The organism is Streptomyces sp. NBC_00846, assembly GCF_045207325.1.
Lineage (GTDB): Bacteria > Actinomycetota > Actinomycetes > Streptomycetales > Streptomycetaceae > Streptomyces.
Genome location: NZ_CP108846.1, coordinates 5,298,910 through 5,323,846, shown reverse-complemented (window position 1 = coordinate 5,323,846; position 24,937 = coordinate 5,298,910). Strand labels below are relative to the sequence as shown.

Here is a 24,937-nt window from a genome sequence, read left to right as displayed (position 1 = left end):
GGATGACCACCCCGACCACGGAGGGCTCTGCCCCGACGGGCGCGTACCGTGTGCTGGTCCTCAACTCCGGCTCCTCGTCGGTGAAGTACCAGCTGCTGGACATGAGCGACCGCTCCCGGCTCGCGGTCGGGCTGATCGAGCGGATCGGCGAGGAGACCTCCCGGCTGGTGCACACCCCGCTGGTCGGTGGAGGCGCCGAGCCGCGCGAGCGAATCGGTCCGATCGCCGACCACGAGGCCGCACTGAAGGCGGCGGCCGACGAGCTGGCGGCCGACGGGCTGGGCCTGGACTCCCCCGCGCTGGCGGCGATCGGTCACCGGGTGGTGCACGGCGGGCTGCGGTTCACCGAGCCCGTCATGATCGACGACGAGGTGCTGGACGAGATCGAGCGCCTGGTCCCGGTGGCCCCGCTGCACAATCCGGCGAACATCGTCGGCATCCGTACCGCACAGGTCCTGCGTCCCGACCTTCCGCAGGTGGCGGTCTTCGACACGGCGTTCCACACGACGATGCCGGAGTACGCGGCGAGGTACGCGATCGATGTGGAGACCGCCGACGCCCACCACATCCGGCGCTACGGCTTCCACGGCACCTCGCACGCGCATGTTTCCCGCAAGGCCGCCGAGCTGCTGGGACGTACGCCCGAGGAGGTCAATGTCATCGTGCTGCACCTGGGCAACGGCGCCTCGGCGTCGGCGGTGGCGGGCGGCCGGTGCGTGGAGACCTCGATGGGGCTGACGCCGCTGGAGGGGCTGGTGATGGGCACGCGTTCCGGCGACATCGATCCGGCCGTCACCTTCCACCTGCGTCGGGTGGCGGGGATGTCGACGGACGAGATCGACGAGCTGCTGAACAGGAGGAGCGGCCTGGTCGGGCTGTGCGGTGACAACGACGTGCGGGAGATCCGGCGCCGGATCGACGAGGGAGACGAGCGTGCGGCGCTGGCGTTCGACATCTATGTGCACCGGCTGAAGAAGTACATCGGCGCCTATTCGGCGGTCCTCGGGCGGGTGGATGCCGTGGTGTTCACGGCGGGTGTCGGGGAGAACTCGGCGCCCGTGCGGGAGGCTGCGATCGCCGGTCTCGAGGAGCTCGGCCTGGTGGTGGACGCGGATCTGAACGCCGTACGGTCCGGCGCACCGCGGCTGATCTCGCCGGACTACGCACGGGTCGCGGTCGCCGTGGTGCCGACGGACGAGGAACTGGAGATCGCGGTCCAGACCTTCGCGCTTCTCGGACGGGTCCACAACTGAGCACCCCCGCGCCCCTTTGTACCTTCCACCAGACGGAATATTCCGCAGCGAAACAAACCGATAGGATCCGCCTCATGCGCCGTTCCAAAATCGTCTGCACACTCGGTCCCGCCGTCGACTCCCATGAGCAGCTCGTCGCTCTGATCGAGGCCGGCATGAGCGTGGCCCGTTTCAACTTCAGTCACGGCAGCCACGAGGAGCACCAGGGCCGATACGACCGGGTCCGCAAGGCCGCCGCCGAGACCGGTCGTGCGGTCGGCGTGCTCGCCGACCTCCAGGGCCCGAAGATCCGCCTGGCGAAGTTCGCCGAGGGCCCCGTCGAGCTGGTCCGCGGGGACGAGTTCACCATCACCGCGGAGGACGTTCCCGGCGACAAGTCGATCTGCGGCACGACCTACAAGGGCCTGCCCGGCGATGTCACCAAGGGCGACCCGATCCTGATCAACGACGGCAACGTCGAGCTGAAGGTCATCGCGATCGACGGCCCGCGGGTCCGGACGATCGTCATCGAGGGCGGCGTCATCTCCGACCACAAGGGCATCAACCTGCCCGGTGCGGCGGTCAATGTCCCGGCCCTGTCCGAGAAGGACGTCGACGACCTGCGGTTCGCCCTGCGGATGGGCTGCGACCTGGTGGCGCTCTCCTTCGTGCGGGACGCCAATGACGTCAAGGACGTCCACAAGGTGATGGACGAGGAGGGCCGCCGGGTCCCCGTCATCGCCAAGGTGGAGAAGCCGCAGGCGGTCGAGCACATGGAGGGCGTCGTCATGGCGTTCGACGGTGTGATGGTCGCCCGTGGCGACCTGGCCGTGGAGTACCCCCTGGAGAAGGTCCCGATGGTGCAGAAGCGCCTGGTGGAGCTCTGCCGGCGGAACGCCAAGCCGGTGATCGTGGCGACCCAGATGATGGAGTCGATGATCACCAACTCGCGGCCGACCCGCGCCGAGGCGTCCGACGTCGCCAACGCGATCCTGGACGGCGCGGACGCGGTCATGCTGTCCGCCGAGTCCAGCGTGGGCGCGTACCCGATCGAGACGGTCAAGACGATGTCGAAGATCGTCGTCGCCGCCGAGGAGGAGCTGCTCTCCAAGGGCCTCCAGCCGCTGGTCCCGGGCAAGAAGCCCCGCACCCAGGGCGGTTCGGTGGCCCGTGCCGCCTGCGAGATCGCGGACTTCCTGAACGGCAAGGCACTGGTCGCCTTCACCAAGTCCGGTGACACGGCCCGCCGTCTCTCCCGCTACCGTGCGGCGCAGCCCATCCTCGCCTTCACCACGGACGAGTCCACCCGCAACCAACTCGCCCTGAGCTGGGGCGTGGAGGCCCATGTCGTCCCGCACGTGGACAACACGGACGCGATGGTCGACCTGGTCGACGGCGAGCTGATGAAGCTCGACCGCTACAACGAGGGCGACACGATGGTCATCACGGCCGGCTCGCCCCCCGGCATCCCGGGCACGACGAACATGGTGCGGGTGCACCATGTCGGTGGCGGCGCGCGCGACTGACGCGCCCGGTACGTACAAGGACCGTGGGCCGCATTCCTTCCGGATCCGGAAGGAATGCGGCCCACGGTCCTGTGCGGCTCCCGAACGGGCCGGTGTCGGCAGTTACTAGCCGTTGCCGCCGGTGAAGTAGTTGTGCAGCCCGGGCACCATGAGCGAGCCGCCGAACTGGCCTGCCTGGGTCACCTTGACCTTGGTGAAGAAGGCGAAGGGTACGTTCAGCGGCGGCGGAGTCTGCGGGCTGAATGTTACCGGGATGAGGCCGAAGAGGTTGCCCTTCAGCTCCTCCGTGTACATCGTCACCGTGCCGTTGCGGATGGTGGACGTGGAGCCCTTCCGCGCCTGGACATGGCCCGTCGTGCCGGCCGGACCGACCGTCAGCTGGTGGAGGTCCTTGATGTCGACGGTCTTGGCCGTGAACTTCAGCACCTTCTTCGTGGTGCCGTCGCCCTTCTTCACCTCGACGATGCCCTTGTAGTCGAGGCCGGCCAGGGTCAGCATCGAACTCTCCAGGATCCACGGCTCGTTCGGCAGCAGCGGGATGCCCTGCTCCAGATCGGCCGCGGCCAGCGCCTCGGGGTCGGGGGTCGGACACGGGAAGCGCTCCTTGGCGCCGTCCGGGATGTCCTCGTCCTTCTTGGCTTCGAGACCCTTGACGCTCTCGTCGAGCTCCTCGACCGGCTTGCCGGCCTTCTCCGCCGCGTCGCGGATGGCGGCGGCGGTCTTGTCGGCCGTCTCCTTCGCGGCGTCCGTCGCCTTCTCGACGGGCTTCTCGACGGCCTTCTCGACGGCCTTCTCGACGGGCTTGGCCACGTCGCTCTCCGACGGCTTCGGGGACGCCGTGGTGGTGCTCGGGGACGGACTCGCCGTCTCCTTGGCCGGTCCGTCGAAGAGGTCCCTGAGCGCGTCGCCGACACCCAGCGGGTCGAGCGGGTTCGTCGACTTCGTGGGGGTGGGCGAGGCACTCGGCGCGGCGGCGGGCGCCTGGGCGGACTTGGGCTCGGCCTCGACGGACTTGGGCTCGGCCTCGACGGACTTGGGTTCGGCCTCGACGGTCTCGCTCGCCGACGGGGTGGCCGAGGGCTTCGGCGTCGCCGCGTCGCCCTTGTCACCGGACTCGGAGGCGGACGGGGACGGGGACGCGGAGGGCGACTTCGTCTCCGACGCGGACGGGGAGGGCGACTCGCTCGGCTCGTCGGAGCGGGTCACACAGGGACCGGGCGCGAACGGGATGTCCGTGCTGTCGTCGGCCAGCGCCAGCTTGGGGGTGAGCCCCATGCCCACGAAGACGGCCGTCGGCATCGCGGCGAGGGCGAAGGCCTTGCCCGCGGGTATGTGCAGCTTCGTCAGCAGTGACTTCCTGGGGGCCGCGTGGCGCGGTCCGCTTCTCGTCCGGAGGTCCTCCCCGGTCGCGTTCAGCTGCGTCTCGTCACCCCGCACTGTTCCTCCCGCCGTCGGCCTCGACTGTCGTGTCGTACTGCGCCGGCTGCTGCTGGGACACCGCTGCCGTGCTGTGGAACTCGGGTTCGGGCTCCTGTGCCCCGGGCCAGGCGTCCTTGGACATCTGGCCTTCCGCACCGGCATCCACAGGGTCGGGCTTCGGCTCGCCCGGTGCCCAGGAGATGGAGAGCGCTCCACCGAGCAGGGAGAACACGAAGCCGACCAGGAACCCGCCGATGTTGGCGACCGGTATGGATACCAGCGCCAGCAGGATCGCGGCGACTCCGGCGAACACTCTCACGATGTGGTGGAACCACATCGTGAGGCCCAGCGTGACCAGCAGGATCCCGATGATCAGAGATCCGGCACCGGCGGTCGTGGACATCGCCAGCGTGACGTTGCCGAGGTGCATGTTGGCGTACGGGAAGTACGCGATGGGTAGACCACCCACCATGGTGAACAGGCCCGCCCAGAACGGCCGGTTACCCCGCCAGGTGCGGAATCCTCGCCAGAAGACGCGGAGGTAGTGCTCGTTCTGCCCTGTGGACTCGGGGCTCATGGAAAACAGCTCCCTGCAACCGGTACTGCTGTGAGAAGTGAAAAGATGGGCGGCCGGAGACCCTTGGGGGTGCTCCGGCCACCCGGGCGGGTGCTAGTAGCACTCCTTGACGCCGCTGTGCAGCCGCAGGCTCAGGTTGCTGAGCCTGAAGGTGCCCGCGGTGGTCGCCCACGCCCTCTGCTTCACGTCCTTCAGCACGGCCGTCTCGGCGCGCTGCGCGAAGCCGTTCGGGTTGACGGCCTCCTCGGTGCCGGACTGGATGCCGGGCTTGCCGACGGAGCCGGCCGCCACACCGATGTCGATGTTCTTGAAGTACGCGTCGGCGTCGAGCTCGGCGACGTCCAGGTACAGATTGGTCGCCCTGACCGGCTTCTTCGGGTTCGTACCCGCGTTCAGCCGCAGCGTGACATTGCCGAGGCCGAACGGAAGGTTCGGAGTGACCACCGACTGGCACATGTTGGTGATCGTGGCGTCACTGAAGCCGGACACGGCCACGGCGTGCACCGCGCCATCACCCTTGAGGTCCTTGCCGGCGGCGACGCTGCCGTACTGGACGAAGTCATGGCCGACGAGCTTGTCCGCATGCACCTTGAAGCTCTGGCCGGACACGCTGAAGGACGCCGCGAGGGCACCCTGCGCGAGACCGACACCCACCGCCGCGGTCGCGACGACGCTCGGCACCATGACCAGAGCGAAGCGCTTCCATCTGGTGCCGCCACGAACTTGGGAACTCATATTTTTCCTCCTTCTCGGACGTACATCTCCGGTCCGGGCCTGGCCCGTCCTGGGATGGGAGAAGTGCTACGTCCTCGGCAAGGAGAGCGCCCGCGTACGGAGGCAGGAACCGCGTCCGAATCACCGGCGATCACCCCCGAGCGACAACCACTGGCCACGCAATCGCGCAACCTGATCGGACAGGCCCTGCCGGTCGGCAGGAACCCCCCTGTCCGGAGTCGGCACCACTGCCGCCGACCCACTCGGTGGGGACCCAACAGGGCCGCCGCGCCGACTGGCAGCCGGGCTGGCGTTATTGGACCGAGCGTGGCCGATCGTGGTGCATTCGCGCCCGCCGCACAAGGGGTTCGTTACTCGCTAGTAATGGCCCGATAACCGAGCCGCGACCGGGTGATACCACCCGGCCACACAGGGTGGCACCGAACGGAAGGACGAAAGGGAGAATCGGGGCCGTTATACGGACAGATCCCGAGCAGTGATTTACTGCGAGTAACAGGCGACACCTTTATCAAGATTTGGTAAAGCGAAGTCGCCTCTTATCGCCCTGATCGCGAAAACGGCCGTGGCACCCCGGGGTACCACGGCCGTGTTGTCACATCAGAACAAGACCCGCGTCAGAACAGGACGCGCGCCAGCGCCGTACGCGCGGCGACGACCCGCGGGTCGTCGGGGCCGATCACCTCGAACAGCTCCAGCAGCCGCAGCCGCGCCGCGTCCCGGTCGTCACCGAAATTACGGCGCACCGTCTCGACGAGCCGCCCGAAGGCATCCTCGACATGACCGCCGACGAGATCCAGATCGGCGGCCGCGAGCTGCGCCGCGAGATCGGCCGGCTTCTCCGCGGCGTCCTGGCGGACCCGCTGCGGGTCGATGTCCTTGACCCGGGCGAGCAGTTCGGCCTGGGCGAGACCGAGCTTGGCCTCGGTGTTGGCCGGGTCTTCGGCGAGGACGTTCTTGTACGCCTGGACGGCACCGGGGAAGTCGCTGGCGTCCAGGGCCTGTACGGCTGCTTCGAGCAGGGCGTCGTACGGCCCGGCGGGCACCTCGGCCGGAGTCTGACCGGCTCCCTCGGCGGCGGCCGCGTCCTGGTCGACCGCGATCCCGGTGAGACCGAACCGCTCCTCGGCGACCTGGATCAACTGGTCCAGCGTCTGCCGGATCTGGGCCTCGGGGGCCGCGCCCTGGAAGAGCGGGAGGGCCTGCCCGGCGACGACGGCGAAGACCGCCGGAATACCCTGGATGCCGAACTGCTGCATCAGCATCTGGTTGGCGTCGACATCGACCTTGGCCAGCACGAAGCGGCCGTTGTATTCCTGGGCCAGCCGCTCCAGGAGCGGTCCCAGCTGTTTGCACGGCTCGCACCACTCGGCCCAGAAGTCGATGACGACCGGGACTTCCGTGGAACGCTGCAGGACATCGCTCTCGAAGCCCGCCTCATCGACATCGATCACCAGGGCGGACGGCGGTACGGCACCGCCACCACCCTGCCGGGCGGCCTCGGCACGGGCCTGCTCCGCCTTCACCTTGGCCTCGCCGGCCGCCTTCACCGCGGCGAGGTCGACGACGCCGCTCATGGACATGTTCCTAGGCTGCATACGTACATCCTCCCCCCTTGGCGCACCGATACGGAAAGCGATACGAGAACCCCACCCGTCCGTAGTCCCCGCCGGCGTGCGGGGTGCCCGGACGGATGCGGCCCGAGAGCCCCTGAAAGGCCCTGTTCGGCGCCGGGTCCCCACCCAGTACCTGTGGCTGTCGTTCGGTCGTGGCGCAACGAACGGGATGACCGCCGCCCTTACGCTACGACCCGTAGCGTAACTGCCCGGCACCCCTCACGCGCAAGTGTGTTCGGTGATCTGTCTCACGGCGAACGGGGCCGGTCGGCACTACTTACTGACCGGTATGGTCACGGCATGCTGAGCCACAGCCACCCCGAACCCCCTCGAACGGGACGCCCGCGCAGCGCCGCGGCCGATGAAGCGATCCTGGAGGCGACCAGAGCCTCCCTGGTGGACCTCGGCTGGTCGAAGCTGACGATGGGGGATGTGGCGACGCGGGCGGGTGTCGCCAAGACGACCCTGTACCGGCGCTGGGCGGGCAAGAACGAACTGGTCGTGGATGCCGTCGCGGTTCTCTTCGACGAGCTGGAACTGCCCGATCTGGGCAGCCTGTCGGCCGATGTGCAGGCGGTGGTGCTGCAGTTCGCCGCGCTGCTGGAGCGGCCGGAGGCCCGGACGGCGCTGATGGCGGTGGTCGCGGTGTCGACGCGCGACGAGGCGCTGCGGACCCGGATCCGCGACTCGATCGTGTACCGGCAGAAGCGACTGGTGCTCCAGGGGCGTCAACGGGCCCAGGAGCGCGGGGAGTTGCCCGTCGAGCAGGACGAGAAGCGGGCGGCGACGACCGCCGATCTGATCTTCGATGTGATCGCCGGCGCGGTCGTGCACCGGGCCCTGGTGAGCGCCGAGCCCATCGACGCGGACTGGGCCCGGCGCTTCACCGTGCTGCTGCTCGCGGGGCTGGGGGCGGCGGCCTCCGCGTGACGGGGCGGGCCGCTGCCGCCTGCCTCCTCCTCGGCCGCCGAACGCGGCCACCGACCGCCCGTCAGAAGCCGGGCGGCTCCGTGTAGGTGCCCCACTCGTCGCGCAGGACCCCGCAGATCTCACCGAGCGTCGCCTCGGCCCGTACGGCGTCGAGCATCGGGCCGATCATGTTGGAGCCGTCGCGGGCGGCGGCCAGCATCGCGTCCAGCGCCGACTTCACCCGGGCGTCGTCGCGGGCGTCCTTGCGGTGGCCGAGCACCCGGACCTGCTCGCGCTCCACCTCGTGGCTGACGCGCAGGATCTCCAGGTCGCCGGTGACCGAGCCGTGGTGGACGTTGACGCCGACGACGCGCTTGTCGCCCTTCTCCAGCGACTGCTGGTACCGGAAGGCGGACTCGGCGATCTCGCCGGTGAACCAGCCGTCCTCGATGCCGCGCAGGATGCCGGAGGTGATGGGCCCGACGGGGTGCTGCCCGTCGGGATGGGCCCGGGTGCCGCGCTCCTTGATCTGGTCGAAAATCTTCTCGGCGTCGGCCTCGATCCGGTCGGTGAGCTGCTCGACGTACCAGGAGCCGCCCAGCGGGTCGGCCACGTTGGCGACGCCGGTCTCCTCCATCAGCACCTGCTGGGTGCGCAGCGCGATCTCGGCGGCCTGCTCGGAGGGGAGCGCGAGGGTCTCGTCGAGGGCGTTGGTGTGCAGCGAGTTGGTGCCGCCGAGGACGGCGGAGAGCGCCTCGACCGCGGTGCGTACGACGTTGTTGTACGGCTGCTGGGCGGTGAGCGAGACACCGGCGGTCTGGGTGTGGAAGCGGAGCCACTGCGCCTTGTCGGTCTTCGCGCCGTACGTCTCCTTCATCCAGCGGGCCCAGATCCGGCGGGCCGCGCGGAACTTGGCGATCTCCTCGAAGAAGTCGAGGTGCGCGTCGAAGAAGAAGGAGAGACCGGGCGCGAAGGTGTCGACGTCCAGCCCGCGGGAGAGGCCGAGCTCCACGTAGCCGAAACCGTCGGCGAGCGTGTACGCGAGCTCCTGCGCGGCCGTCGCCCCGGCCTCGCGGATGTGGTAGCCGGAGACGGAGAGCGGCTTGTAGGCGGGGATGTCGCGGGCGCAGTGCTCCATCAGGTCGCCGATGAGGCGCAGATGGGGCTCGGGCTGGAAGAGCCACTCCTTCTGCGCGATGTACTCCTTGAAGATGTCGGTCTGGAGCGTGCCGTTGAGCACGCCCGGGTCGACGCCCTGGCGCTCGGCGGCGACCAGGTACATGCAGAAGACGGGGACGGCGGGTCCGCTGATCGTCATGGACGTCGTGACGTCGCCGAGGGGGATGCCCTTGAAGAGGACCTCCATGTCGGCGGCGGAGTCGATGGCCACTCCGCAGTGCCCGACCTCGCCGAGCGAGCGGGGGTCGTCGGAGTCGCGGCCCATCAGCGTCGGCATGTCGAAGGCGACGCTGAGCCCGCCGCCGCCCGCGGCGAGGATCATCTTGTAGCGCTCATTGGTCTGCTCGGCGTTGCCGAAGCCGGCGAACTGGCGGATGGTCCAGGTCCGGCCGCGGTAGCCGGTCGGGTGGAGCCCCCGGGTGAAGGGGTACTCGCCGGGCCAGCCGATCCGTTCGAATCCCTCGTACGTGTCCCCGGGGCGGGGGCCGTACACGGGCTCCACAGGGTCTCCGGAGAGAGTGGTGAAGTCCGCGTCACGCTTGCGGGCCTTGTCGTAACGGGCCTGCCAGCGGCGGCGGCCCTCCTCGATCGCGTCAGCGTCCATACAATCGAATTTACTAGGACGTCCTAGTAAATGTCGATGGCAAACCGCCCGGTGCTTTGCACGGGGCGGTTCGGGTGGTGCGGTTCGGGCCGGGCCCGGCCGGGCGGCTCAGGCCTCGACGGTGACGGGAGAACCGCCGGCGACCAGCGGCTCGACCTCGCGGACGACCTTGCGCTCGACGAAGAACGCGGCCGTCGGGATGGTGCCGGAGATCAGCACCCAGAGCAGCTTGCCCATCGGCCACTTCGCCTTGGAGCCGAGATCGAAGGCGAAGATCAGGTAGATGATGTAGAGCACACCATGGACCTGGGAGACGACGAGCGTCAGATCCTTGCCCATGTCGAAGCCGTACTTGAAGACCATGCAGGTGCAGAGCACCAGCAACATGACGGCGGTGACGTAGGCCATCACCCGGTACCGGGTCAGCACACTGCGTTTCATGGAACCGAGCGTAACCGGACGCCCGGGGCGATCTTGCAGCGGGCCGGGCCCGGGCGAGCCCGGACTCAGCCCCGGTCCAGCCACTCCTGTAGCACGTCGCAGAGCGGGGCAAGACCCACGTCCATCTGGCGCAGCAGCCGGTCCGGCGGTTCCTCGGTCCCTTGCCAGCTGCGGAGTGTGGCGAGGAAGGCCGCCTGGATCGCACCGCCGATGCCGGCAGGGACGATGCCGTCCGGATCGGCGCCGGTGCGGTGCGCCACATACCCGGCGACGGCACGCGCCCAGCTCAGCCACTGGGCCGACACCTCGGAGCGCAGCTCCACCGAGGTGTCCAGAATGGTGAACCGCTTCAGCCAGATACCCCGCTCGTCGACAGAGTCGCGCAGCGCCTCGACGACGCAGGCACGAATCACCGTCAGGGCGGGGGCATCCGGCTCCGCACGGGCGAGCAGCTCGCGAAGCCTCTGGGTGTGGTCGTCGAAGGCGGACCAGATGATCTGCGATTTGGAGTCGAAGTAGCGGAAGAAGGTCGTTCTGCCGACACCGCAGGCCTCGGTGATCATCGCGATGCTGGTCCCGGCGTAGCCGTGGCGGAGGAAGAGCTCGACGGCCTCCACCTCGATCTTCTCCCGCGACGAGGCGGGCGGCCGCCCTCGCGGCCGCCTCGTGTCTCCCATACCGGCTGCTCCTCTCCATTCGGAGGCACACGTTCCGATTATTTTCGGGACCGGGTACCGTTAATAACGTCGCAGGCGACGCCCGTACGCGCCGCCACCGACGCACGCATGACGTCACAGCAACTGAACCAGAAGGAATCGATCATGAAAGCATGGCAGTTCACCGAGGTCGGGCAACCCCTCTCGCTGCACGAGATCCCCGAGCCGGAGGCGGGGGCCGGTGAGATCGTCATCGACGTGAAGGCCGCCGGGCTCTGCCACAGCGACGTCGGCTTCCTGGACGGCACCCTCACCTCGCTGCTGCCGTTCCGGCCGATCACCCTGGGGCATGAGATCGCGGGCGTGGTGTCCGTGGTCGGTTCGGGTGTATCACGCTTCCGTGTCGGGGACAGAGTCGCTGTGCCCGCCGCGATCGAAGGACCCGGCACCTCGTCGAACGGTGGCTTCCAGAGCAGGGTCGCGGTCCGCGAGGAACTGGTGATCCGGCTGCCCGACACCATCGCCTGGGACCAGGCGGCCGCGGCGACCGATGCGGGGCTGACCTCGTACCACGCCGTGGTCGTACAGGGCGGCGTGACGGCTGGGACCAAGGTCGGCGTCATCGGCTTCGGGGGGCTCGGCTCGTTGGGGGCGCAGGTGGCCCTCGCGGTCGGTGCCGAAGTCTATGTCGCCGAGAAGAACGAGAAGGTGCACGCCTTCGCCCGCGAGCTCGGGGCGAAGAAGGTCGTGAAGGACATCACGGAACTCGCCGACGAGAAGCTGGACGTCATCGTGGACTTCGCCGGCTTCGGAACCACGACCGCGGGTGCGGTCGACACGGTCCGGCGGGACGGGCGCGTGGTGCAGGTGGGCCTCGGAGTCGCGGAAGGCACCATCAACCTGCAGCAGCTGACCCTCAACCAGGTCGTCCTCATCGGCTCCCAGGCCGGGACCATCGAGGACTGCGAGGCGGTGGTCGGACTCATCGCCGAGGGCAAGGTGACCTCTCGCATCACCCGCATCGGCTTCGACGCGATCGGCGACGGGATCGGCCGACTGGAGCGGGGCGAGGTCATCGGGCGGCTCGTCGCCGTGTACGAGTAGACCGCATACGAGCGCGCCGTGCACGAGCGGGGGCGCACAAGCAGGAGGACCCGCTCGGAACGCGGCGGCCCCGGGCGTACGCGCAGGAGGACCGGCCGGGCGCAGCACGGCAGCCCTCCGGCGCGACCGCCCGGGGCCACGCACCGGGTCCGGCGGCCGGAAGGGCTGTCAGGCCTCTTCGAAATCCTGGGCCGCGATCCGCAGCGGCCGCAGCATGGCGAAGATCTCCGCGCACTCCTCGGCGTCGTACACCCCGAGCCCGAACTCCATGTCGACCAGGTCCTTGGTCGCCGCCTCGACGACCTCGCGGCCCTTGTCGGTGATGGAGGCGAGGGTTCCGCGGCCGTCGTTCGGATTGGGGCGCTTGGCGACCAGCCCGGAGCGGACCAGCCGGTCCACGGTGTTGGTGACGGAGGTCGGGTGGACCATGAGCCGCTCGCCGATCTTGGACATCGGCAGCTCGCCGGCCTTGGAGAAGGTGAGCAGCACCAGCGCCTCGTAACGGGCGAAGGTCAGTCCGTACGGTTTGACGACCGCGTCGACCTCGGCGAGCAGGATCTGCTGGGCGCGCATGATCGAGGTGATCGCCCCCATCGAGGGCACCGGACCCCAGCGCTGCTGCCAGAGTTCGTCGGCGCGGGCGATGGGATCGAAGGGAAGACTGAGCGGCTTCGGCACGGCACCGACCTTACCCACTGGTCATATGCTGGTCATCACTGTCTCGAACTTCGGTCCGAATTCGGGGTGCGGATGCCGTCCGGCTGACCTCGCGGACGAGCAGGAGCGTGCACACCGTACCGATCACGGCGGCTCCGGCGACCACCTGATGGACGGGAAGGAATTCGGCGGCCAGCCCGGCAAGGGCCATGCCGATGCCCTGGACCGTCATCAGCCCCGCGGTCTGCAGGGTCATCGCCCGGCCCCGCAGCTCCTCGGGCACGGCTTCGACGAACCACTGGTCGAGGCCGATGACGTACGCCGCCCCCACCCCGGCCAGTGCGAGCGCGGCCATGGTCAGGGGCAGGCCGGGGCGGAGCCCGTACAACAGGAGCGGCAGGAGCCCGGCGACGGCGGCCGGCAGCACGATCCGGGAGCGGGCACGCGGTGTGAGCACGCCGCCCACGTACAGCTCCGCGACGATGTTGCCGATCGGCATCGAGCACATCAGCAGCCCCAGCGCGGCCCGGCCGGCCCCGATCTCGTCGGCGTACGGTGCGGCGAGCGCCTCCGGTGCCACGACGAACGTGGGCGGCACCCAGAAGAGCAGCGTCAGCGCGCGGATCCTGCGGTCGGCGAAGACGGTGCGCGCTCCCGCGAGTGAGTCCTTGAGCAGATTGCCCCCGTCGCCGCTGTCGCCGGTCCGGGCCGGCCGGTTCCGGGTGCCGAAGCGGAGCAGGGCCGCCGAGGAGAGGAAGGTCACGACGGTGATCGCGATCGCCTCGCGCGGGGAGACCACGGTGAGCAGCACTCCCCCCGCGCCGAAGCCGATCAGCAGCGCGCTCTGCGAGATGATCCGCAGCAGCGAGCGGCCCAGTACATAGAGATCGCCCTCGCCGAGAATGTCGGTGAGCGCGGCCATCCGTGTGCCGGTGAAGACGGGCGACACGAGCGCGACGGCGCAGCGCAGGGCGAGGAGCCCGCCGACGGGGGTGCCGGGCAGCACCATGACGGCGACGCAGCCCGCGCAGAGCAGATCGCAGGTGACCAGGACCCGGCGGGCGGGGTAGCGGTCGGCGACCCCGGCGAGGAGCGTGCCGCCGATCAGGTACGGCAGCAGGCCGAGCGCGAAGGTGAGGGCGCTGAGCAGCGGCGAGTCGGTGAGGTCGTAGACGAGGACGGTAAGCGCCAGCTCGCTGACCATCAGGCCCATGAGGGAAAGCAGATGGGCGGTGAATACGGCCCGGAACTCCCGTACGGCGAAGACGGCGCGGTAGCCGCGGGACGTGCCGGGGTCCGCGGCGGTCGGGGCCCGGAGCGCGGGCGACGGATTCGGGTCAATGGGGTCGGCGCGCTCCGGGGAGGGGGCCGGCGACGGCTCCGGTCCTGCGGGGTGGGCGTCCGCTCGGCGGCGTGCGGCTGACGGTTCGTGGGAAGTCCGACCCGTCAGGCCGTCCGGGGTGTCCGCCGCGTCGTGGGGGCTGCCCATCAGGTCGGGGCTGTTGCTCGGCATGGGCGCAGCTTGAAGGAGCAACACCCTCGTTCCGTAGACTTTCGGCCCAAACCGAATCCTGACGAGGCAGCCGATGTCGTTCCATCTGCATTTCGACGAGAGCGATCTGCTCCGCTGCAGGTTCGCCATCTCTCCGATCTGGGAGACGCAGCAGGCGGTACGTACCCTCCTGCGTCCCGGTCGGCACGGCTACCACGAACCGTGGCTGAGGCGCATCCGGAGCGCCGCCACGGGGCTCGATCTGCGGCCGCTGTGGTCGCTGATGCCGGAGAGCGGACACAGTCCTGACTTCCTGTCCCCGCCGCCGCTGGGTCCCTACGCCTCCTTCGAGGAGGAGATCGCCGGGGTCCGTGCCATCGACCCCCGGCTGGTCCGCGGGGACCTAAAACTGACGCTCGCGTGCATGCCGGGCACCAGGGACTCCCCCGCCGGGCGGGCGATGCTCGCCGACCCCGCACGGGCGCAGCAGGAGCTGGCCGCGTTGCTGGAGCAGGCGTGGCGAGTGCTCGTCGAACCGGACTGGCCGCGACTGCGCGCGCTGCTGGAGGCGGACATCGCGTACCACTCGCGCCGGCTCGCCGCGGTCGGCTTCTCGCGGCTGCTCAGTGAGCTGAGCCCGCAGTTGAGCTGGGCGGATTCGACGCTCACGCTGATCGGGGTCAAGGGCCGGCACTCCCGGGTGCTCGGCGGTCGGGGCCTCGTCCTGATGCCGAGCGTCTTCGCCTGGCCGGATGTGGTCAGCGGGTACGAGCCGCCCTGGCAGCCCGCGGTGATCTACCCGGCGCGCGGGATCGGCGCTCTGTGGACGGAGCCCGCGGACCGCACGCCGAAGACGCTCGCCCGGCTGCTGGGGCGGGCGCGGGCCGATGTGCTGTGCGCGCTCGACGAACCGGCCGGGACGAGCGCGCTCGCGCACCGGCTGGGCCTGGCGCCGTCCTCCGTGTCGGAGCATCTGTCGGTGCTGCGGGCGGCGGGGCTGCTGACGTCGCGGCGGTACGGACACCAGGTACTTTACGAGCGGACGCCGCTCGGCATCGCCCTGGCGGTGCCGACCGAGTAGACCTGGATGACGAAGAGCCCTCCCGCCGTGCGGCAAGAGGGCTCCTCGGGCGGTACGGGCGTCAGTCCGCGAGGTACCGCTCGACCGTCTCGACCTTGGAGGTCAGACCGTCGGTGACACCGGGGCGGATGTCGGCCTTCAGTACGAGGGAGACGCGTCCGGCGCGGGCCTCGACGGCGGCGACGGCCCGCTTGACGACGTCCATGACCTCGTCCCAGCTCTCGCCCTCGATGGAGGTGAACATCGCGTCCGTGCGGTTGGGCAGCCCTGACTCACGGACGACCCGGACAGCGTCGGCGACGTACTCACCGACGTTCTCACCGACGCCCAGCGGACTGACCGAGAACGCGACGATCATGCGCTGACCACGCCTTCCCGGCGGGCGCGGGCGGCGATGGCGTCGTCGGCCTCATAGCGCTTGAGTACCTTGTCGCCGTACAGCCCGCCGAACGGCAGCAGTGCAAGCAGGAAGAAGAGCGCGACGCGCTTCAGCGGCCACTTGGTCTTGGCCCAGACGTCCAGGAGCAGCACGGCGTAGATGACGAAGAGGACGCCGTGCAGGATGCCGAGCGGCATCATCAGGAAGTCGATGTCGGAGACCCGGCTGAGGATCGAGCCAAAGATGATCAGCGCCGGGAAGGAGAGCGCCTCGGGAACCGAGATGAGGCGCAGCCGGTGCAGGGCGGTAGCGGTCTTGACGTCCACGAGGGCACCTTCGGTGGGAGGATCGTGACAGCTTGTGAATGCAGGCACAAGCGCGTCCCATTGTGGCATCGGCACGGGCGGCGGTCGGCGCCGGGGCCGTATGTCGCCGGTCACGTGTCGTCGCCCGGGCCTGGTACCCCGTACGGGTACGTCCCGATTGCGTCCGGGGCCCGTACCGGATGCGTATCAGGGGCCGTTCAGGGGGCCGGTTCCTCCCCTGGGCCCTGTCCCCGCCGGGCCCCGGCGGTTAACGTCGCTCCGTGGCAATGTTCCGACTCCAAGGCAGCAGAACGCTCGCCGTCGACCTGGCCGGCGACGCCGTGAAGGCGAAGAACGGTTCGATGGTCGCGTACGACGGCCGGATCACGTTCAAGAAGATGACCGGCGGTGGTGACGGCCTGCGCGGCATGGTGACCCGCCGGCTGACCGGCGAGCAGATGGCCGTGATGGAGGTGAAGGGGCAGGGCACCTGCTACTTCGCCGACCGCGCGAGCGAGATCAGTCTCGTCTCGCTGCACGGCGACAGGCTCTGCGTCGAGGCGAGCAACCTGCTCTGCACCGACGCCGGGCTGCGCACCGGCACCACCTTCACCGGCCTGCGCGGCGGGGCGAGCGGCAACGGCCTGTTCACCACCACCGTCGAGGGCACCGGACAGGTGGCGATCATGTCGGACGGTTCGGCGGTGGCGCTGCGGGTCTCAACCTCGTACCCGCTGTTCGTCGACCCGGGCGCCTACATCGCCCATCAGGGAAACGTGCAACAGCACTTCCAGTCCGGGGTGAACTTCCGGACGCTGATGGGCGAGGGCTCGGGCGAGTCCTTCCAGATCCGCTTCGAGGGCGAGGGCATCGTCTACGTCCAGCCGAGCGAGCGGAACGCCATCGGGGGCGATGTCTGATGCCGTTCCGCGAGATCAACTCGAAGATGGTCGAGGCGACGGTTGTTCCCGGCCAGAAGATGTACAGCCAGCGCGGCGCGATGCTCGCCTACCGGGGCGAGGTGTCGTTCACCCCGAACATCCAGGGCGGTCAGGGCGGTGTGATGTCGATGATCGGCCGCCGGGTGGCCAATGAGGCGACCCCGCTGATGACGGTCGAGGGCAATGGCACGGTGATGTTCGGCCACGGCGGACATCACATCCAGGTGATCAACCTGGCCGGCGACACCCTGTACGTGGAGGCCGACCGGCTGCTCGCCTTCGACGGGACGCTCCAGCAGGGCACGATGTTCATGGGTTCGCAGGGCGGGGTGATGGGCATGGTGCGCGGTCAGGTGACCGGGCAGGGGCTGTTCACCACCACCCTCAAGGGGCATGGCGCGGTCGCCGTGATGGCACACGGCGGGGTGATCGAGCTGCCGATCACCCCGGGCCGTGAGGTGCACGTGGACCCGCAGGCGTATGTCGCGCACCACGGCGACGTGCGCAACAAGCTCTCCACCGCGCTCGGCTGGCGCGAGATGGTGGGGCGCGGCTCCGGCGAGGCGTTCCAGCTGGAGCTGAGCGGCAGTGGCGCGGTGTACGTCCAGGCCTCGGAGGAGAAGCTGTGAGCACGCCCGTGGTCTTCGACCCGATGACGCTCCCGTCGGACGACAACGTCAACTCCTACACCTTCTGCGTGGAGCTCAAGGGGAGCCAGTGGTTCCTGCAGAAGGGCAAGATGATCGCCTATTACGGGCGGATCGAGTTCAACGGCATCGGTCACGGCCGCTTCGAGCGGCTGATCCGTACGAGCTTCCACTCGCCGCTGCACGTGAGCGACTGGGTGGTGGCCGAGGGCAGCGGCAAGATGCTGCTCGCGGACCGGGCCTTCGACGTCAACTCGTACGACCTTCAGGACGGGAATCTGACGATCCGGTCCGGCAACCTCCTCGCGTACCAGCCGACTCTGGCGCTCAAGCAGTCCATCGTGCCGGGTTTTCTGACGCTGATCGGCACAGGGAAGTTCGTGGCGGCGTCCAACGGTCCGGTGGTCTTCATGGAGCCGCCGCTGCGGGTCGATCCGCAGGCCCTGGTGGGCTGGGCGGACTGCCCCTCGCCGTGCCACCACTACGACCACGGCTATATGACGGGCGTGCTGGGCGGGCTGCGGTCGCTGACCGGGATCGGCGGGACCTCGGGCGAGGAGCACCAGTACGAGTTCGTCGGCGCGGGTACGGTGCTGCTCCAGTCGACCGAGATCCTGATGCCCGAGCAGCCGACGGGGACGGTGCCGCAGCAGCCGGGGGTCCCGGGCGGGGGCGGTCAACCCGGGTCCGCATCCCGCATGCCCGGCCAGCTCGGGGATCTCCAACGCCGCTTCGGCTTGTGAACGGTAACCTGCGGATTGTGACGTCGAGCGTCCGCACCCCGCATCCGAGTCCACCTCCGGGCGGGTGCCGGGCGTCACACTCTCCCACTTCGTCCGGCTTTCAACTTCTTAGGTAGAATCCACATATGGAGACCGAGACGGCCACCCGCTGGCTGAACGACGCGGAGCAGTGCGCCTGGCGTACCCACCTGGACGTCAGCAGGCTGCTGACCCACCAGCTGGAGAAGGACCTCCAGCCCTTCGGGCTGACCATGAACGACTACGAAATCCTGGTCAATCTCTCGGAGTCGGACGACCAGCGCATGCGGATGAGCGATCTCGCCACCGCGACGCTGCAGTCCAAGAGCAGACTCTCGCACCAGATCACCCGCATGGAGAGCGCGGGCCTGGTCCGCCGGGAGAACTGCGAGTCCGACCGGCGCGGTCTGTACGCGGTCCTCACCGAGGACGGCGCGGAGACGATGCGGAAGGTGGCTCCGCAGCACGTGGCGTCGGTGCGCAAACACTTCATGGACCTGTTGACGCCGGAGGCGCTGGCGGAACTGCACGCGGCGCTGGCCCCGGTCGCCGATCATCTGCGGGGCCGGCGCGGCAAGGTGTGACCCGCGGGGCGGCGGTGGCCTGCTGCGGCGGTCAGCCGGCGGTCTGCGGGAGGCCTGGGCGGTCAGCCGGCGGCCGGCAGCCACAGCTCGAAGCGTGCGCCGCCCTCCCGCGCACCGTCCACCGACAGCCGGCCGCCGTGCCGGACCGCGACGTCGCGGGCGATGGCGAGGCCCAGACCGGCGCCGCCCTCGTCCCGCGTACGGGCGTCGTCGAGGCGTACGAACCGTTCGAAGATCCGCTCGCGTTCCTCGGGCGGCACCCCCGCCCCGTCGTCGGTGACCGCGACGACCACGCCACCCCGCTCGCCACGCACCGAGACCGTCACCGCGTGCTCCGCGTGACGCTCGGCGTTGTCCAGCAGATTGCCGATCACCCGCGCCAACTGCCCACGGGAACCGGCCACTTCGAACACGCCGGATTCCGGCACGGACACCGCCACCGGGATCCGGTCGCCGATGCGCTGCGAGACCTCCTCGTGGACCAGCGCGCCCAGGTCCAGCGTCGTACGGCCCGGCCGCTCTCCCGCGTCCAGCCGGGCCAGCAGCAGCAGATCGGCCGCCAGCGCCTGCAGCCGTACGGTGTCGGCGACCGCGCCCGGCACGTCCAGCAGCTCCGGATGCGCGGCACCCACCTCCAACTGGGTGCGCAACGAGGCGATCGGGCTGCGCAGTTCGTGCGAGGCGTCCGCGACGAAGCGCCGCTGGCGGTCCACCGATGCCTCCAGGGCCGTCAGGGTCTCGTTGGTGGTACGGGCCAGCCGGGCGATCTCGTCGCGCGAACCGGGCTCGGGCACCCGCCTGCTCAGATCCTCCGAGGCCGTGATCGCGGCCATCTCGCGCCGGATGCCCTCGACCGGGCGCAGCGCCCGCCGGGTCACCAGCCCCGTCACCGCGGCGACGACGAGCAGCAGCACCGGGAGCCCGATCAGCATCGCGTCGCGCACACTGCCCACCGCCTCCTGCTCGGCGGCCAGCGGGGCGCCCGCGTGGACGGTCAGGGTCACCCCGGCGGAGGTGGTCGCCCGCACGGAAGCGAAACGGTAGTCGGCCGTGTCGCCGTCGACGGTGGCGGTGCCGTTGTCGAAGTCCGGGTCGCCGGAGTCGACTTCGCCCCGGCCGGGGGTACTGTGCCGCCCGTCGTCGTCATCGCTGCCGTCGTCGTCGGAACCCTTGCCGGCGGTGGGGTCTCCCGCGGCCGGTGACCTGGCCGGAGTGACCTGGTCCGTGCCCGTGCCGGAGATCGCCTCCAGGTCCTTGGAGACGGCCACCACGCGCCCGTCCTCGTCGGTCACCTGGACCGGATTGTCCTCCTCGGCGCGCATCTCCAGCCGGTCGTACGGCACGTCGAGGGCCAGCTGCCCGGCCACCTCGCGGGCCACCACCTCGGCCTGCAGCCCCGCCTGGTCGGTGAGGTTGGCGCGCAGGACGAGGAGTACGGCCAGCCCGGCGCCGATCAGTGCCACGGCGACCACCACGGTGGCACCGAGCGCGGCCCTGGCCCGTACCGACCTCACAGCGCCTCCAGCCGGTATCCGGCGCCGCGCACCGTACGGATGGCCGCGGCGCCGAGCTTGCGGCGCAGCGCGCTCACGTACACCTCGACGATGTTCGGGTCGCCGTCGTAGGCGAAGTCCCAGACGTGTTCCAGGATGTCCGCCTTGCTCACCACCTGCCCGGCCCGCAGCACCAGCTGCTCCAGCACCGCGAACTCCTTGGTGGTGAGGGCGATTTCGGCTGTGCCGAGATGCACCCGGCGGGCGGCGGTGTCCATGCGCAGAGCACCTGCGGTGACCACCGGCGAGGCCGTACCGCCGCCCCGACGCCGCAGCAGCGCCCGGATCCTGGCCACCAGCACCACGTACGAGAAGGGCTTGGTCAGGTAGTCGTCGGCTCCGGTGTCCAGGCCTTCCGCCTCGTCGTACTCGCCGTCCTTCGCCGTCAGCATCAGGATCGGCATCTCGTGGCCGGCGGCGCGCAGGGCGGCGCACACCCGGTAGCCGTTCATCCCCGGCAGCATGATGTCGAGGACGACGAGGTCGTACGCGCCCTCGGCGGCCCGGTGCAGCCCTTCGAGACCGTCGTGCACGACGTCCACGGCGAAACCCTCGGCGGTGAGTCCCCCGGCCAGGGACATCGCCAGCCGCTTCTCGTCCTCCACGATCAACAGGCGCATACACACAGGGTCGCAAACCGATCCTGAAGACGGCTTCAGGTGGCTTCAGGCTGCGTTCAGCATCACCCCGGCAGTGTGGTCCCTGTCGAAACCGGCCACCGATCGGGAGGAACCCTCATGAAGCGCAAGATCGTCATCGCCGCCGTCACCGCGGCCGTGCTCGTCGGCGGCGGAGCCGCCACGGCCGTCGCCTTCGCGGACGACGACAGCCACGACCGCGACACCCGGAGCAGCGCGGCGAGCGGCAGTACGGCCCGCGTCACCGTCGGCGACGCGGTCGCGGCGGCCGTCGGGGCCGTCCCGGGGACGGTCACCGAGGCCGAGCTGGACGATGAGGACGGCGGGCTGGTCTGGGAGGTCGACGTGTACGGCTCGGACAGGGCCTGGCACGACGTGACGGTGGACGCGGGCAACGGAAAGGTGCTCGGCAAGCACGTCGCCGACGACGATGACGACCGCGACCTGCACGCCCCCCGGTCGGCCTCCGTCTCGCTGAACGCGGCCGTCGACGCCGCGCTCCGGGCGACGCCGGGGACGGTCACGTCGATCGACCTGGACGACGACCACGACGGCCGGAGCGGCGGGGCGCTGCACTGGGAGGTCGACGTCCGGGGCAAGGACGGCAAGCAGCACGAGCTGAACGTCGACGCCAGGACGGCCAAGGTCACGGTGGACCGGTCGGACGACGGCCATGACCGCAATGACGACGACCACGGCGACGACCGCCACGGGGACGACGACTAGTAGGACCGGGGAGAGCTCAGGGCGCGTACCCGGAGAGAACTCTTCCGTCCTCGAAGCTCAGGAACAACACGTCTCCCTTCGCCAGCAGGGAGACGGTTCCCGGGTCGGCCCCGTTGGCGGATTCGTCCGGCCGGCCAGGCGCCGCGCCGGGCCGGGCAAGCCGCCGACGCCCCCGAAGCGGCCCGCACGCCGCCCCGGACCGTCCGCCCCGCCCCGGACCGGACCGGATCAGGATCAGCCTTCGGTGAGCCCCGCCACCAGTTCGTCCGCCGCCGCGTACGGGTCGAGGCTCCCCGCCACGATGCGTTCGGCGAGCGCGTCGATGTGGCGGTCGCCGTGCAGATCGCCGATGCGCTCGCGCAGCCTCGTGACAGCGATCGTCTCGACCTCGCGGGCCGCACGGGCCGTGCGCCGCTCGGCGAGCACCCCGTGCTCCTCCATCCACGCCCGGTGCTTCTCCAGCGCCTCGACGACCTCGTCGATGCCCTCGCCCCGGGCGGCGACCGTCTTCACGATCGGCGGGCGCCAGTCGCCGGGACCGCGGGACTCGCCGAGGCCCAGCATGTGGTTGAGCTCGCGCGCGGTGGCGTCCGCGCCGTCGCGGTCGGCCTTGTTGACGACGTACACATCGCCGATCTCCAGGATTCCGGCCTTCGCCGCCTGGATTCCGTCGCCCATGCCGGGCGCCAGCAGGACCACGGAGGTGTCGGCCTGGGAGGCGATCTCCACCTCCGACTGGCCGACGCCGACCGTCTCCACCAGGATCACTTCGCAGCCCGCCGCGTCCAGCACCCGGATCGCCTGCGGGGCCGACCAGGCGAGGCCGCCCAGATGTCCGCGGGTGGCCATGGAGCGGATGTAGACGCCCGGGTCGGAGGCGTGCTCCGACATCCGGACCCGGTCGCCGAGGAGCGCGCCCCCGGAGAACGGCGAGGACGGGTCGACGGCCAGGACGCCGACCCGCTTGCCCGCCCGCCGGTACGCCGAGACCAGCGCCGACGTGGACGTCGACTTGCCGACGCCGGGGGAACCGGTCAGACCGACCACGTACGCGTTGCCCGTCAGCGGCGCCAGGGCCGCCATCACCTCGCGCAGCTGCGGCGACGCCCCCTCCACCAGGGAGATGAGCCGGGCCACGGCCCTCGGCCGGCCCGCACGGGCCTGCTCGACCAGGGTGGGGACGTCCACCATCACCGCTCCGTTCACTCGCTGCGTGCTCTCCGCGTACTACGCCGTGCATTACGTACGCCGTGTATGCCGTGCATTACGTACTACGTACGGCTCGGCCGGGCCGTTCCTGCCCGGGAAACCCCGGGTCCTACTCGGGAACCCTCAGGTCCTACTTGGGAACACGGATGATCAGCGCGTCGCCCTGACCACCGCCGCCGCACAGCGCCGCCGCCCCGGTGCCGCCGCCGCGCCGCTTCAGCTCCAGCGCGAGGTGCAGCACCACGCGGGCGCCGGACATACCGATCGGGTGACCCAGCGCGATGGCGCCGCCGTTGACGTTCACCTTGTCCGGGGTGACGCCGAGGTCCTTCATCGACTGGACGGCGACCGCCGCGAACGCCTCGTTGATCTCGATGAGGTCGAGGTCCGCGGCCTCCATGCCTTCCTTCTTCAGGGCGTGCTTGATGGCGTTGGACGGCTGGGACTGGAGGGAGTTGTCCGGGCCCGCCACGTTGCCGTGGGCGCCGATCTCGGCGATCCAGTCCAGGCCCAGCTCCTCGGCCTTGGCCCTGCTCATGACGACGACCGCGGCGGCGCCGTCGGAGATCTGCGAGGAGGTGCCCGCGGTGATCGTGCCGTCCTTGGTGAAGGCCGGGCGCAGCTTGCCGAGGGACTCCGTGGTCGTCTCCGGGCGGATGCCCTCGTCCTTGGAGAAGAGGACCGGGTCGCCCTTGCGCTGCGGGATCTCGACCGGGGTGATCTCGGCCTCGAAGATGCCGTTCTTCTGGGCGGCGGCGGCACGCTGGTGCGAGAGGGCGCCGATCTCGTCCTGGTCGGCGCGGTTCAGCCCGAGCCGGGTGTTGTGCTTCTCGGTGGATTCACCCATCGGGATGTTCTCGTAGGCGTCGGTCAGACCGTCGTACGCCATCGAGTCGAGCATCTCGATCGCGCCGTACTTGTAGCCCTCCCGGGACTTCGGGAGCAGATGCGGGGCGTTCGTCATGGACTCCTGGCCCCCGGCGACGACGACGTCGAACTCACCCGCACGGATCAACTGATCGGCGAGCGCGATCGCGTCCAGCCCCGACAGACACACCTTGTTGACGGTGAGCGCGGGGACGTTCATCGGGATGCCCGCCTTGACCGCGGCCTGGCGGGCCGGGATCTGGCCCGCACCGGCCTGCAGCACCTGGCCCATGATCACGTACTCGACCTGGTCGCCGCCGATGCCGGCCCGGTCCAGCGCGGCCTTGATGGCGAAGCCGCCGAGATCGGCCCCGGAGAAGCTCTTCAGCGAGCCGAGGAGCCGGCCCATGGGCGTACGCGCGCCCGCGACGATCACTGAGGTGGTACCGGTCGTTCCTGACATGAGGCGCAGCCCCTTGGGATGAGGAGTGAACGAGGGTTTACACGAATGTACTGAGCGGTACCTCGTCCGTCATCCCGCAGCCGGTGTGATCGCGCGCACGTTGCGTAACCATCGATGGAGCGCTGCACTGGTGACATGCTGACGCGAATCGACCACATCGGGATCGCCTGCTTCGACCTGGACAGGACCGTCGAGTTCTACCGCTCGACCTACGGGTTCGAGGTGTTCCACTCCGAGATCAACGAGGAGCAGGGCGTACGGGAAGCCATGCTCAAGATCAACGATACGTCCGACGGCGGTGCTTCCTACCTCCAGCTCCTGGAGCCGACCCGGGAGGACTCGGCCGTGGGCAAGTGGCTCGCGAAGAACGGTGAAGGCGTCCACCACATCGCCTTCGGTACCGCGGACGTCGACGCCGACGCCGCGGACATCCGGGAGAAGGGGGTCAGGGTGCTGTACGAGGAGCCCCGGACCGGGTCCATGGGGTCCCGGATCACCTTCCTCCACCCGAAGGACTGCCACGGCGTCCTGACCGAACTGGTCACGTCCGCGGCGGAGCACTGACCTCCGGATACCCGGCCCGGTAGAGTGGGCAGTTCCGGGCCGGGGCCGGGTCGGGGCCGCGCCGCGTCCTCAGCC

Annotated in this window: 26 protein-coding genes; 11 read left to right on the top strand and 15 right to left on the bottom strand. The window is 69.8% G+C overall.

Annotated features, from left to right (window positions below; all coding sequences use genetic code 11):
- Positions 1-2 precede the first annotated feature (2 nt).
- Together OG936_RS24645 and pyk are read left to right on the top strand one after the other, a co-directional pair.
- A complete protein-coding gene (locus tag OG936_RS24645; protein WP_406497498.1) occupies positions 3-1,253 on the top strand; it encodes an acetate kinase in 1,251 nt (416 codons plus the stop codon).
- A 74-nt stretch (positions 1,254-1,327) separates the two neighbouring features.
- Positions 1,328-2,758 (top strand): pyruvate kinase, encoded by a 1,431-nt coding sequence (gene pyk, locus OG936_RS24640; RefSeq protein ID WP_406497497.1) that lies wholly within the window; start codon positions 1,328-1,330, stop codon positions 2,756-2,758.
- A 105-nt stretch (positions 2,759-2,863) separates the two neighbouring features.
- Here pyk and OG936_RS24635 read toward each other — a convergent pair whose 3' ends face one another.
- From OG936_RS24635 to OG936_RS24620, 4 genes are all read right to left on the bottom strand, one after another.
- Positions 2,864-4,195, bottom strand: coding sequence for a hypothetical protein (locus OG936_RS24635; RefSeq protein WP_406497495.1), 1,332 nt, complete (start codon positions 4,193-4,195; stop codon positions 2,864-2,866).
- Positions 4,185-4,754, bottom strand: coding sequence for a DUF6114 domain-containing protein (locus OG936_RS24630; protein WP_406497494.1), 570 nt, complete (start codon positions 4,752-4,754; stop codon positions 4,185-4,187). The genes OG936_RS24635 and OG936_RS24630 overlap by 11 nt, the downstream gene beginning before the upstream one ends.
- 93 nt (positions 4,755-4,847) lie before the next feature.
- Positions 4,848-5,489: a DUF6230 family protein gene (locus OG936_RS24625; RefSeq protein WP_406497492.1), complete on the bottom strand. Its 642-nt coding sequence runs from the start codon at positions 5,487-5,489 to the stop codon at positions 4,848-4,850.
- A 614-nt stretch (positions 5,490-6,103) separates the two neighbouring features.
- Positions 6,104-7,084 carry a tetratricopeptide repeat protein gene (locus tag OG936_RS24620; RefSeq protein WP_406497490.1) on the bottom strand — a complete coding sequence of 327 codons (981 nt, stop codon included), beginning with the start codon at positions 7,082-7,084 and terminating at the stop codon, positions 6,104-6,106.
- A gap of 318 nt (positions 7,085-7,402) precedes the next feature.
- Here OG936_RS24620 and OG936_RS24615 point away from each other — a divergent pair, with 318 nt between their 5' ends.
- Positions 7,403-8,032: a TetR/AcrR family transcriptional regulator gene (locus OG936_RS24615; protein WP_406497489.1), complete on the top strand. Its 630-nt coding sequence runs from the start codon at positions 7,403-7,405 to the stop codon at positions 8,030-8,032.
- 61 nt (positions 8,033-8,093) lie between these two features.
- Here OG936_RS24615 and OG936_RS24610 read toward each other — a convergent pair whose 3' ends face one another.
- The 3 genes from OG936_RS24610 to OG936_RS24600 all read right to left on the bottom strand — a co-directional run bounded on the left by OG936_RS24610 (position 8,094) and on the right by OG936_RS24600 (position 10,912).
- The gene (locus OG936_RS24610) at positions 8,094-9,794 is read right to left on the bottom strand and encodes a methylmalonyl-CoA mutase (protein ID WP_406497487.1); all 1,701 of its coding nucleotides are present in this window, start codon (positions 9,792-9,794) and stop codon (positions 8,094-8,096) included.
- Between the two features lie 108 nt (positions 9,795-9,902).
- A complete protein-coding gene (locus tag OG936_RS24605) occupies positions 9,903-10,235 on the bottom strand; it encodes a DUF3817 domain-containing protein (RefSeq protein ID WP_406497485.1) in 333 nt (110 codons plus the stop codon).
- A gap of 65 nt (positions 10,236-10,300) precedes the next feature.
- Complete coding sequence (locus OG936_RS24600) at positions 10,301-10,912, bottom strand: TetR family transcriptional regulator (protein ID WP_406497483.1); 612 nt, start codon at positions 10,910-10,912, stop codon at positions 10,301-10,303.
- 144 nt (positions 10,913-11,056) lie between these two features.
- Here OG936_RS24600 and OG936_RS24595 point away from each other — a divergent pair, with 144 nt between their 5' ends.
- Positions 11,057-11,995 (top strand): zinc-binding dehydrogenase, encoded by a 939-nt coding sequence (locus OG936_RS24595; protein ID WP_406497482.1) that lies wholly within the window; start codon positions 11,057-11,059, stop codon positions 11,993-11,995.
- A gap of 168 nt (positions 11,996-12,163) precedes the next feature.
- Here OG936_RS24595 and OG936_RS24590 read toward each other — a convergent pair whose 3' ends face one another.
- Positions 12,164-12,673, bottom strand: coding sequence for a MarR family winged helix-turn-helix transcriptional regulator (locus OG936_RS24590; protein ID WP_406497480.1), 510 nt, complete (start codon positions 12,671-12,673; stop codon positions 12,164-12,166).
- Between the two features lie 10 nt (positions 12,674-12,683).
- Positions 12,684-14,165: an MFS transporter gene (locus OG936_RS24585; protein ID WP_406497479.1), complete on the bottom strand. Its 1,482-nt coding sequence runs from the start codon at positions 14,163-14,165 to the stop codon at positions 12,684-12,686.
- Positions 14,166-14,238: 73 nt separating this feature from the next.
- Between OG936_RS24585 and OG936_RS24580 the strand changes: the two genes are divergently transcribed.
- Positions 14,239-15,225, top strand: a complete 987-nt coding sequence (locus tag OG936_RS24580) for a DUF5937 family protein (RefSeq protein WP_406497478.1) — start codon at positions 14,239-14,241, stop codon at positions 15,223-15,225.
- A 61-nt stretch (positions 15,226-15,286) separates the two neighbouring features.
- Here OG936_RS24580 and OG936_RS24575 read toward each other — a convergent pair whose 3' ends face one another.
- Entirely contained in the window at positions 15,287-15,583 is a 297-nt protein-coding gene (locus OG936_RS24575) for an MTH1187 family thiamine-binding protein (RefSeq protein WP_406497476.1), read from the bottom strand.
- On the bottom strand, positions 15,580-15,930 hold the full coding sequence (locus tag OG936_RS24570; protein WP_406497474.1) for a DUF3817 domain-containing protein: 351 nt from the start codon (positions 15,928-15,930) through the stop codon (positions 15,580-15,582). Before OG936_RS24570 ends, OG936_RS24575 begins: the two co-directional genes overlap by 4 nt.
- A 266-nt stretch (positions 15,931-16,196) precedes the next feature.
- Here OG936_RS24570 and OG936_RS24565 point away from each other — a divergent pair, with 266 nt between their 5' ends.
- The 4 genes from OG936_RS24565 to OG936_RS24550 all read left to right on the top strand — a co-directional run bounded on the left by OG936_RS24565 (position 16,197) and on the right by OG936_RS24550 (position 18,842).
- Complete coding sequence (locus OG936_RS24565; RefSeq protein ID WP_406500590.1) at positions 16,197-16,829, top strand: AIM24 family protein; 633 nt, start codon at positions 16,197-16,199, stop codon at positions 16,827-16,829.
- Positions 16,829-17,479 (top strand): AIM24 family protein, encoded by a 651-nt coding sequence (locus OG936_RS24560; RefSeq protein WP_327258755.1) that lies wholly within the window; start codon positions 16,829-16,831, stop codon positions 17,477-17,479. Before OG936_RS24565 ends, OG936_RS24560 begins: the two co-directional genes overlap by 1 nt.
- The gene (locus tag OG936_RS24555) at positions 17,476-18,240 is read left to right on the top strand and encodes an AIM24 family protein (protein ID WP_406497472.1); all 765 of its coding nucleotides are present in this window, start codon (positions 17,476-17,478) and stop codon (positions 18,238-18,240) included. Before OG936_RS24560 ends, OG936_RS24555 begins: the two co-directional genes overlap by 4 nt.
- 125 nt (positions 18,241-18,365) lie before the next feature.
- Entirely contained in the window at positions 18,366-18,842 is a 477-nt protein-coding gene (locus OG936_RS24550; protein ID WP_406497470.1) for a MarR family winged helix-turn-helix transcriptional regulator, read from the top strand.
- A gap of 62 nt (positions 18,843-18,904) precedes the next feature.
- Here OG936_RS24550 and OG936_RS24545 read toward each other — a convergent pair whose 3' ends face one another.
- Positions 18,905-20,356 (bottom strand): ATP-binding protein, encoded by a 1,452-nt coding sequence (locus tag OG936_RS24545; protein ID WP_406497468.1) that lies wholly within the window; start codon positions 20,354-20,356, stop codon positions 18,905-18,907.
- Positions 20,353-21,015 (bottom strand): response regulator transcription factor, encoded by a 663-nt coding sequence (locus OG936_RS24540; protein WP_406497466.1) that lies wholly within the window; start codon positions 21,013-21,015, stop codon positions 20,353-20,355. The genes OG936_RS24545 and OG936_RS24540 overlap by 4 nt, the downstream gene beginning before the upstream one ends.
- Positions 21,016-21,132: 117 nt before the next feature.
- Here OG936_RS24540 and OG936_RS24535 point away from each other — a divergent pair, with 117 nt between their 5' ends.
- The gene (locus tag OG936_RS24535; protein ID WP_406497465.1) at positions 21,133-21,759 is read left to right on the top strand and encodes a PepSY domain-containing protein; all 627 of its coding nucleotides are present in this window, start codon (positions 21,133-21,135) and stop codon (positions 21,757-21,759) included.
- 234 nt (positions 21,760-21,993) lie between these two features.
- On the opposite strand, the gene meaB is transcribed toward OG936_RS24535, so the two are convergent.
- Positions 21,994-22,950, bottom strand: a complete 957-nt coding sequence (gene meaB, locus OG936_RS24530) for a methylmalonyl Co-A mutase-associated GTPase MeaB (protein ID WP_383750990.1) — start codon at positions 22,948-22,950, stop codon at positions 21,994-21,996.
- 148 nt (positions 22,951-23,098) lie between these two features.
- Positions 23,099-24,298 carry an acetyl-CoA C-acetyltransferase gene (locus tag OG936_RS24525; RefSeq protein ID WP_406497464.1) on the bottom strand — a complete coding sequence of 400 codons (1,200 nt, stop codon included), beginning with the start codon at positions 24,296-24,298 and terminating at the stop codon, positions 23,099-23,101.
- A 135-nt stretch (positions 24,299-24,433) separates the two neighbouring features.
- Here OG936_RS24525 and mce point away from each other — a divergent pair, with 135 nt between their 5' ends.
- Positions 24,434-24,862, top strand: coding sequence for a methylmalonyl-CoA epimerase (gene mce, locus OG936_RS24520; RefSeq protein WP_266748626.1), 429 nt, complete (start codon positions 24,434-24,436; stop codon positions 24,860-24,862).
- Positions 24,863-24,937: the final 75 nt, after the last annotated feature.

Bases quoted from the DNA above. Each gene is read 5' to 3' on its own strand.
- OG936_RS24645 (WP_406497498.1), top strand. From the start codon at position 3: ATGACCACCCCGACCACGGAGGGCTCTGCCCCGACGGGCGCGTACCGT.
- pyk (WP_406497497.1), top strand. From the start codon at position 1,328: ATGCGCCGTTCCAAAATCGTCTGCACACTCGGTCCCGCCGTCGACTCC.
- OG936_RS24630 (WP_406497494.1), bottom strand. From the start codon at position 4,754: ATGAGCCCCGAGTCCACAGGGCAGAACGAGCACTACCTCCGCGTCTTC.
- OG936_RS24625 (WP_406497492.1), bottom strand. From the start codon at position 5,489: ATGAGTTCCCAAGTTCGTGGCGGCACCAGATGGAAGCGCTTCGCTCTG.
- OG936_RS24620 (WP_406497490.1), bottom strand. From the start codon at position 7,084: ATGCAGCCTAGGAACATGTCCATGAGCGGCGTCGTCGACCTCGCCGCG.
- OG936_RS24615 (WP_406497489.1), top strand. From the start codon at position 7,403: ATGCTGAGCCACAGCCACCCCGAACCCCCTCGAACGGGACGCCCGCGC.
- OG936_RS24610 (WP_406497487.1), bottom strand. From the start codon at position 9,794: ATGGACGCTGACGCGATCGAGGAGGGCCGCCGCCGCTGGCAGGCCCGT.
- OG936_RS24605 (WP_406497485.1), bottom strand. From the start codon at position 10,235: ATGAAACGCAGTGTGCTGACCCGGTACCGGGTGATGGCCTACGTCACC.
- OG936_RS24600 (WP_406497483.1), bottom strand. From the start codon at position 10,912: ATGGGAGACACGAGGCGGCCGCGAGGGCGGCCGCCCGCCTCGTCGCGG.
- OG936_RS24595 (WP_406497482.1), top strand. From the start codon at position 11,057: ATGAAAGCATGGCAGTTCACCGAGGTCGGGCAACCCCTCTCGCTGCAC.
- OG936_RS24585 (WP_406497479.1), bottom strand. From the start codon at position 14,165: ATGCCGAGCAACAGCCCCGACCTGATGGGCAGCCCCCACGACGCGGCG.
- OG936_RS24580 (WP_406497478.1), top strand. From the start codon at position 14,239: ATGTCGTTCCATCTGCATTTCGACGAGAGCGATCTGCTCCGCTGCAGG.
- OG936_RS24575 (WP_406497476.1), bottom strand. From the start codon at position 15,583: ATGATCGTCGCGTTCTCGGTCAGTCCGCTGGGCGTCGGTGAGAACGTC.
- OG936_RS24565 (WP_406500590.1), top strand. From the start codon at position 16,197: ATGTTCCGACTCCAAGGCAGCAGAACGCTCGCCGTCGACCTGGCCGGC.
- OG936_RS24560 (WP_327258755.1), top strand. From the start codon at position 16,829: ATGCCGTTCCGCGAGATCAACTCGAAGATGGTCGAGGCGACGGTTGTT.
- OG936_RS24550 (WP_406497470.1), top strand. From the start codon at position 18,366: ATGGAGACCGAGACGGCCACCCGCTGGCTGAACGACGCGGAGCAGTGC.
- OG936_RS24540 (WP_406497466.1), bottom strand. From the start codon at position 21,015: ATGCGCCTGTTGATCGTGGAGGACGAGAAGCGGCTGGCGATGTCCCTG.
- OG936_RS24535 (WP_406497465.1), top strand. From the start codon at position 21,133: ATGAAGCGCAAGATCGTCATCGCCGCCGTCACCGCGGCCGTGCTCGTC.
- meaB (WP_383750990.1), bottom strand. From the start codon at position 22,950: ATGGTGGACGTCCCCACCCTGGTCGAGCAGGCCCGTGCGGGCCGGCCG.
- OG936_RS24525 (WP_406497464.1), bottom strand. From the start codon at position 24,298: ATGTCAGGAACGACCGGTACCACCTCAGTGATCGTCGCGGGCGCGCGT.
- mce (WP_266748626.1), top strand. From the start codon at position 24,434: ATGCTGACGCGAATCGACCACATCGGGATCGCCTGCTTCGACCTGGAC.